General features: G+C 37.7%; 6 protein-coding genes. 1 reads left to right on the top strand and 5 read right to left on the bottom strand.

Features of this window, described 5'->3' with window-relative positions; translation table 11 throughout:
- Window positions 1-478: 478 nt before the first annotated feature.
- From F6K22_RS25110 to F6K22_RS25095, 4 genes are all read right to left on the bottom strand, one after another.
- A complete protein-coding gene (locus F6K22_RS25110) occupies window positions 479-2,479 on the bottom strand; it encodes a M23 family metallopeptidase (protein ID WP_293104244.1) in 2,001 nt (666 codons plus the stop codon).
- A gap of 93 nt (window positions 2,480-2,572) precedes the next feature.
- Window positions 2,573-3,706, bottom strand: a complete 1,134-nt coding sequence (locus F6K22_RS25105) for an RNA-guided endonuclease InsQ/TnpB family protein (RefSeq protein WP_293104241.1) — start codon at window positions 3,704-3,706, stop codon at window positions 2,573-2,575.
- Window positions 3,707-3,850: 144 nt separating this feature from the next.
- Window positions 3,851-4,708 carry a biotin--[acetyl-CoA-carboxylase] ligase gene (locus tag F6K22_RS25100; protein WP_293104238.1) on the bottom strand — a complete coding sequence of 286 codons (858 nt, stop codon included), beginning with the start codon at window positions 4,706-4,708 and terminating at the stop codon, window positions 3,851-3,853.
- A gap of 19 nt (window positions 4,709-4,727) precedes the next feature.
- On the bottom strand, window positions 4,728-4,892 hold the full coding sequence (locus F6K22_RS25095) for a hypothetical protein (RefSeq protein ID WP_293104235.1): 165 nt from the start codon (window positions 4,890-4,892) through the stop codon (window positions 4,728-4,730).
- Between the two features lie 676 nt (window positions 4,893-5,568).
- Here F6K22_RS25095 and pgeF point away from each other — a divergent pair.
- On the top strand, window positions 5,569-6,405 hold the full coding sequence (gene pgeF / locus F6K22_RS25090; protein ID WP_293104232.1) for a peptidoglycan editing factor PgeF: 837 nt from the start codon (window positions 5,569-5,571) through the stop codon (window positions 6,403-6,405).
- Between the two features lie 238 nt (window positions 6,406-6,643).
- Here pgeF and F6K22_RS25085 read toward each other — a convergent pair whose 3' ends face one another.
- Window positions 6,644-6,838 (bottom strand): hypothetical protein, encoded by a 195-nt coding sequence (locus F6K22_RS25085; RefSeq protein ID WP_293104229.1) that lies wholly within the window; start codon window positions 6,836-6,838, stop codon window positions 6,644-6,646.
- Window positions 6,839-7,383: the final 545 nt, after the last annotated feature.

Below are 7,383 nucleotides of genomic sequence, written 5' to 3'. Positions count from 1 at the left end.
TAATTATTTATCCTGTAGGTTGGGTTGAGGAACCGAAACCCAACATATAGGAATCAGGAATGATTTTGATAGAATTTAAGAACGACTAAGATAAATCAAAACCCTTTTATATTCTGACTCCTGTAGTGGCGATTCGCGAATCGCCCCTACGACTTCTGACTCCTAATTAGCACTAAAATATCACAACTGAAATATGATTACTATATATAGGTTTTTGTTGGGTTGCGAGATACGCTTAACCCAATCTACAAAAGCTAGGAGTTTTATCAATTTTCCCCCATTATACTAACTTTATTTGTAAGCATTTAGCTATTAGCTGTCAACTCTCAGCTTTTTAATAAATGTAGTAAGAATTAGTTTAACTTCTACTACATTTTTAATCAGAGAATTGAAGCATAAAACCGACGAATTTGAGTTTTCAATCCATATAATTAAATCCAATCAAGCTGATAGCTGACTGCTGAATGCTAAATGCTTTTTATTCCACTACTTTTTTCTCTTGCTCATTTAAACTAATTTTCACATCCTTATCAGACTTTTCTGAAGCTTTTGTCAACTCAAAAATTGGCGGCTCTAAGTCAGGAATAGGTACTTCAAAACCTGGTGGTAAAGGTGGAAGTTGTGGTAAACCAGAACCTAATTCTTTAGTCTGTTTCAACAATTCATTAATACTAACTTCTGGTACAGGTGGTATTTCTGTCACTTTCAATGCTGTCATCAAATTCACTAAGGCAAATTCAACATGACTATCTGGGTTTTTCGCTACCCATCCATCTTTTGTTAACTGTCGCATTTCAAAATGTAAGTGGGGACCTGTAGACATTCCTGTATTACCAACTCGCCCAATAACTTCACCCTGTTGTACATACTCTCCTGGTTTCACAAAGATTTCTGATAAGTGACCATAGAGAGTTTCCAATGATTTTCTCTGGTGGTCTAGCACAACAGTCACACCATAACCACCTAACCAGTCAGCGATCGCTACTTGACCTGCATAAGTGGCAACTACTGGAGTTCCGGTTGGTGCGCCTAAGTCTGTTCCGGTGTGAAATTTTTTATAACCTAATATTGGATGTTCTCTCCAACCAAATAATGAGGTGATGGGTGCTGGGATAGATAGAGGAAATATTAACCGGGTATTACCATTTCCGGGTACTGCGGGAGGTCGCATGGTACGTTTATAATAAGCTAAACCTGACTGTGACATGGGGTTATGAAATAATCCCTGCACTTGAGCTGGCAATACTGCTGCGACTTCTACTCCTTGAGAATAGTTTGAGTAGTATGGAGCATAGGAGGTGCTCGAGTAATAACCACTTTGACTGGAAGATGAATTTGAGTAGTAACTTGTTTGACTATAACCAGAAGAACCTGAATAATAACTATTGTTGGAAGAATAATAGCTATTATCGTAAGAGGAATTTTGGTAGCTATTTTGAGAATAATAATTTTGCTGAGTTCCACCATTCCAAGAATTATTAGATGAAGTTTGAGCAGGAGCACTCCAATTATTCGTTGCGGTACTTGCACTCCAGTTATTAGTCTGAGTAGGGGCGCTCCAATTATTATTATTTTCCGCGACAGCACTCCAATTTTTATTACTTGTTGGATATTGAGCAACTTCTCCTGTGGAACGTTCTGAGAAAACTACTGTACTTGGTGCTTCATAACTGTCAGTTGCGCCGACTTTGTAATTTGTGTCATCTATATAAGCATTAGTCGAACCATCATAATAAAGTTTCTCAGGTTTTGGTAATGTTAGGGGTGGTAAATCATTTTTTGGTTTCTTTGAGAGGTTAAGGTTAGTATTAGTCGGAGGTGCTACATATAAACTTTTAGGTAAATAGATAGTATTGTCTGGTTCTGGTTCCGGTTCCGGTTCATAGGTTGGTGTTGGTTGGGAATAATAAGGTTCCGGTTCGTAATAACTTGGTGCTGGTTGAGAATAGTAAGATGGTTCCGGTTCGTAATAACTTGGCGCTGGTTGAGAATAATAAGGTTCCGGTTCCGGTTCGTAATAATAAGGTTCAGAATAACTAGGTGAAGCAGAGTAATATGGTTCGGGTTCGTAGTAGGGTTGAGAATAATAAGGTTCCGGTTCGTAATAACTTGGTGCTGGTTGAGAATAATAAGGTTCTGGTTCGTAATATGGCGCGGGCGAATAGGATGGTGTTGGTTCGTAGTAGGGTTCTGGTGAATAGGATGGTGCTGAATAAGATGTTTGGGGAGAATAATTATCTACTGGAGCGGGTTGATATGATGGTTCATAGTCATAGACTTCTATTTCCAAAACCATCTCGGCTAAAACTATACCTCTACTCAGCATCCCTAAACTAGCTAGACAACAACCTAGCTGCATGAGTGATTTGTGAGTCAGAAGTTTGGTCTGAATCAAGTTTTGCTTTTGGTTCTGCTCTGGAGTTGTTTCTTGTGGTTGGGTGTTGGACTCAACCGATCGGTTTTGGTTTTCTAGCGACATTATCTCCTGCTCTATAAAAGTGATACAAAGCGCCACATAAAGTGACAATAGTCATGTTTACTTCCTGCTTCTACTGAGGCCGTCGGCGGTTACTCATCCACAGGCATTGACGATCAAGCCGACCGCATCTCTTGAGTGCGTCTTGCATTCTGAGGTCTCCTCAGAATTAAGCACTCGCTTTTTTAAATTAATACTTGCGTTTAAATCTCTATCTATTGACAAGCCACACTCTGGACAATTATAAGTCCTTAGATTTAATGGCATATCTTGGACATGACCACAGTTAGAACAAGTCTTTGATGATGGAAAAAATCTATCTTCTACTACTAGCTCACAACCGTACCATTGGCACTTATATCCAAGCTGTCTTCTAAATTCATAAAAGCACTGTCTACTTATAGATTTGGCTAATTTGTCGTTGGCTAACATACCCCTGACATTCAAATCTTCAATGACAACAGTGCCGTGGTTCTTGGCTAAGTATGTTGTCAGTTTATGAAGTGCGTCTTTACGGATGTTAGCTACTCGTCTATGCAATACCGCTATCTTAAGTTGCGCCTTTTTCCAGTTAGCAGAACCAATTATTTTATTACGGTTCAGGTATTGTAGTCTAGATAGCTTATCTTCAAATTTCTTGTAAGACTTAGCTCCTTCAAATACAACTCCCGTGCTTAAAGTTGCTAAGGTTTTTACTCCTAGATCTACACCTACAACTTCTGTCTTTTTAGGTGTTGGAGTTGGAGTATAGGAGTAGCTACAACTTAAGTACCAATCACCTGCTTGTCTACTAATGGTTACTTTTTGAGTTGTTGCTTCAATAGGTTCATAAGTTTTGATAATACCAATAACAGGTAATTTATGATTCCATCCATTTAATTCTATTGGTTTTCCACCACGATCAATTGTGAAAGAATCAGACCTACCTTTCTTCTTAAACTTTGGGTATTTACCTAGCCCTTGAAAAAACCGCTTAAATGCTTCACCTAAGTTCAGGAAAGCGTATTGATAAACCCTAGAAGACAAGTTCTTCATCCAAGGATAAAGAGGTTTTGTCTGATTAGTAAAAACTTCTCTAAGCTTACGGCCGTTAGGTTTGTAACCATCTTTATATGCCTGATTCCATAGACTTAAGCCCCAGTTATAACACCATCTACCATAGCCTGCGTGTTGAGCCAAAAGGGTTTTTTGTTTGTTATTCAGTTTGAGCTTGGTTCTGACGGATTTCATCTATCCATGAGCGTAGTTTATCTAATTATATAAATAGTATAATTTTTAACGGATGTATTATATCATTGTTCTTTGATATTGATAAATCAAATATCAAGTTTTTTCTACTGCGGAAAAACGACCAGATGTATTTCAATTTCTCCCCTACTCCCTTACTCCCTTACTAACTTGGCCATAGCCCAGACTGATCGTACCTGGTTTTAGGTATATTTCTGAGGACAATATTTGAGACTGAGTATTTAAGGTCCCTGAGTCTGGGTTAATTTTGACTTTTAACTCCCCACTATTTGTTACTCCTACAATTTTGCCAAGACGATTTTCTACTAATACTTCCTGCCCCATATTTATTAGTAGTTGAGTATAGCCAGGTAAAATACTTTCTATTCCTAAGTCTAAAAGTTGTTTAATGGCAGAGTCTAGTCCGTGAAAGACTATTGCAGCTAACATTTCTAGAGAAGATATTTCTGTTTGGCACTGGTTTCTATAATAGCTTTGCAGATTAATGCCTCTGTCTGGCACAGAATTAGCCCAGTTTATCCCAATACCAATTACTGCGGTCGAAATTTTTTTCTTGTTTATCCTGGTTTCTGTGAGGATGCCGCCTAATTTTCGATTTTCTAGGATTAAGTCGTTAGGCCATTTAATTTTTACTGGTACACCATAATCTTCCAAACTTGAAGCTATACCCCAAGCTGTTGATAAGGTTAGTTGTGGGGTTTGGGATATTGATATGTTGGTGGCGACTGACATATATAGTCCGCCGATGGTTGATTTCCAATTTCGTCCCCATTGTCCGCGCCCTGATGTTTGTTGGGTGGCTATGACTATGGTTCCTGGTGATGCTCCTGAGTCAATTAGTTGCCAGAGAGTTTGGTTTGTTGAGGGGAGGGTTGAAAAAGTGTGGAGATGATTTTGGTTTGAGGGGGTCAATATATCGGAAGTTCTAATTCTCTGGATATTTGATAGGGAGTTGATGAATTTTTGTTGATTAAATTCTGACAATTTTTTTACTAGATATTTTTTATGGCTCTGTAAGATTTTGACAGATTATTTTACTGAAATTTTCTCTTCTATATGCGGATAGAGCAATGGTCATTTCATTTCCTGAAGCACTCACAGATGGATGATGAAATTTTCCTTCTATTGCGGATAGAGCAATAGTAATTTCATTCCCTGAGGCACTCACAGATGGATGATGAAATTTTCTTCTATTGCGGATAGAGCAATAGTAATTTCATTCCCTGAAGCACTCACAGATGGATGATGAAATTTTCTTCTATTGCGGATAGAGCAATAGTAATTTCATTTCCTGAAGCACTCACAGATGGATGATGAAATTTTCTTCTATTGCGGATAGAGCAATAGTAATTTCATTTCCTGAAGCACTCACAGATGGATGATGAAATTTTCTTCTATTGCGGATAGAGCAATAGTAATTTCATTTCCTGAAGCACTCACAGATGGATGATGAAATTTTCTTCTATTGCGTATAGAGCAATAGTAATTTCATTTCCTGAAGCACTCACAGATGGATGATGAAATTTTCTTCTATTGCGTATAGAGCAATAGTAATTTCATTTCCTGAAGCACTCGAAGATGGATGATGAAATTTCCTGAAGCACTCACAGATGGATGATGAAATTTTCCTTCTATTGCGGATAGAGCAATAGTAATTTCATTCCCTGAAGCACTCGAAGATGGATGATGAAATTTTCTTCTATTGCGGATAGAGCAATAGTAATTTCATTCCCTGAGGCACTCTAAATTAGAGATGGATGACTATGAAAAAAATTCCTAGTGCAGCATAGTCGGGAAGGATGTGACAATAATAATCAAAACTACAAACAATAATTTTGATTCTAATGACTATAGTCAGCTCTGATTCACAAAAATTAAACAAATACTACCAAGCTTTGAGTAAAAATGATATAACTTGGCATTGGCAAGAATGGCAAGGACTACCTTACCTAACCTGTAGCCTTTTACAAAATTGGCCTCATGGTTTTTTTACTCACCATTTTTCCCCTAGCACACCGACAGAATTAATAGATGTATTACATCCCTCTGCTGAGGTATATCGTGTCAAGCAAGTACATGGCAATACTGTACTTACAGCAGGGAAATCTACTCTTGAAACTGAACCAACTTATGCCGAAGCTGATGGTCTATTAACTGAAAAAGCTCAACAAGCAGTTTGGATCTGTACTGCTGACTGTGTTCCTGTTCTAATTGCTGACCAAAAAACCGGACAAGTAGCAGCTGTTCATGCCGGGTGGCGTGGTACTGCTGCAAAAATTGTTCCGGTGGCATTGGCAGGTTTTGAGGCCCACGGCAGTCAATTATCTGATTTGTTGGTTGTGCTTGGCCCTGCTATTGCTGGAGAGGTTTATCAAGTCTCTGAAGAGGTGGCAGCTCAAGTGGGGGTGACTATTTTTCCTGAAACAGGGAAGGCAAGTATTGAAGATATTTTACATTTTCTGGATCTTTTGCCAAATTCGCCAATTTTACCCGATCCTGAACCGGGAAAAGTTCGCTTGGATGTTCGTTTGGTCAATATCTTACAATTGGAACAATTAGGTATTGGTAATCAACAGGTGGCGATCGCTCCTTATTGTACTTATCAACAACCGGACTACTTTTTCTCTTATCGGCGCGAAAAACAGAAAAAGGTGCAGTGGTCAGGAATAGTTAGTGGCTAAGATTAAGTCAGAAGTAAGTATCTGGTGTTAACGAAGTCAGAAGTTAGAAGTTAGAAGTTAGAAGTTAGAAGTTGGAAGTCAAATTCTTACTTTGTTACGCGTGATAAAACTAGAAAAAATATTTAACTGATAACTGATTTATACCACTACCAAATTTTCTTCTTTGTCTACTTTCCTCCATTGTCTTCCAAGTAAGTCTCTCAGCTCATCATTTCAAAATTGATAGACCACTACCTATTTAATTACTAAATAAATAGGTTTTTGGCACAAGAAACTCTAGTTCTGAGATTACTTTTTTTATGTAACCAAAATCAAATACTTTTGTAGCAAAGCTCTGCCTTTTGTATCTTGAAATCATTTTTTTGTTTTCCTTTGTGTTAACCTCAGACTTGAGAATTTGTTTTTTAATAGCTGGTAAAATAATGTCAAGCATTAAGATTATTCAGTAATTTATGCAGATATTAAGTAGTCAAGCAAGTCAAGCAAAATTAATTGTATATTTGATGGTCAGGTTAAGTAGGTAGGTAAAATTATTTTTAGATATACTGCTATAAGTGTAGAAGTATATTTTTTGTTCCCTGTTCTTAGTTAAGCTGTTCTCTGCCGATCAAGAAATAAGGTCTCAAGCCTCCCCTTTCCAGGGAATAAAAAAGGAAATTTCGGATTTCTAGCCGACTGCTTCAGCGGTCGGTACTGATAACTGATAACTGATAACTGATAACTGAAATGACCAATGTTAAATTAATTTTGCACAGGTACTTATTTGTAGAGTTAACTAGGCATATTTCTGGAAAAGTGGATAAGATTAAAATACTATAATTAAATATTGTGTCACAGTTTAAAAGATTATTGTGCGACTCGTTGGCCACTAAACTAGGAAACTAGGTATAAATGGCCGTTCCAAGTCAATACATGAGGATCACCTCGACTTGTGAATAACTCTTATTACCTTGGTGGTGAAATTCCACCCACCCTGTT

It is taken from the genome of Okeania sp. SIO2F4, from assembly GCF_010672385.1.
In the GTDB taxonomy this organism is placed as follows: Bacteria; Cyanobacteriota; Cyanobacteriia; order Cyanobacteriales; family Microcoleaceae; genus Trichodesmium.
This window is presented reverse-complemented; position numbering and strand designations above follow the sequence as displayed.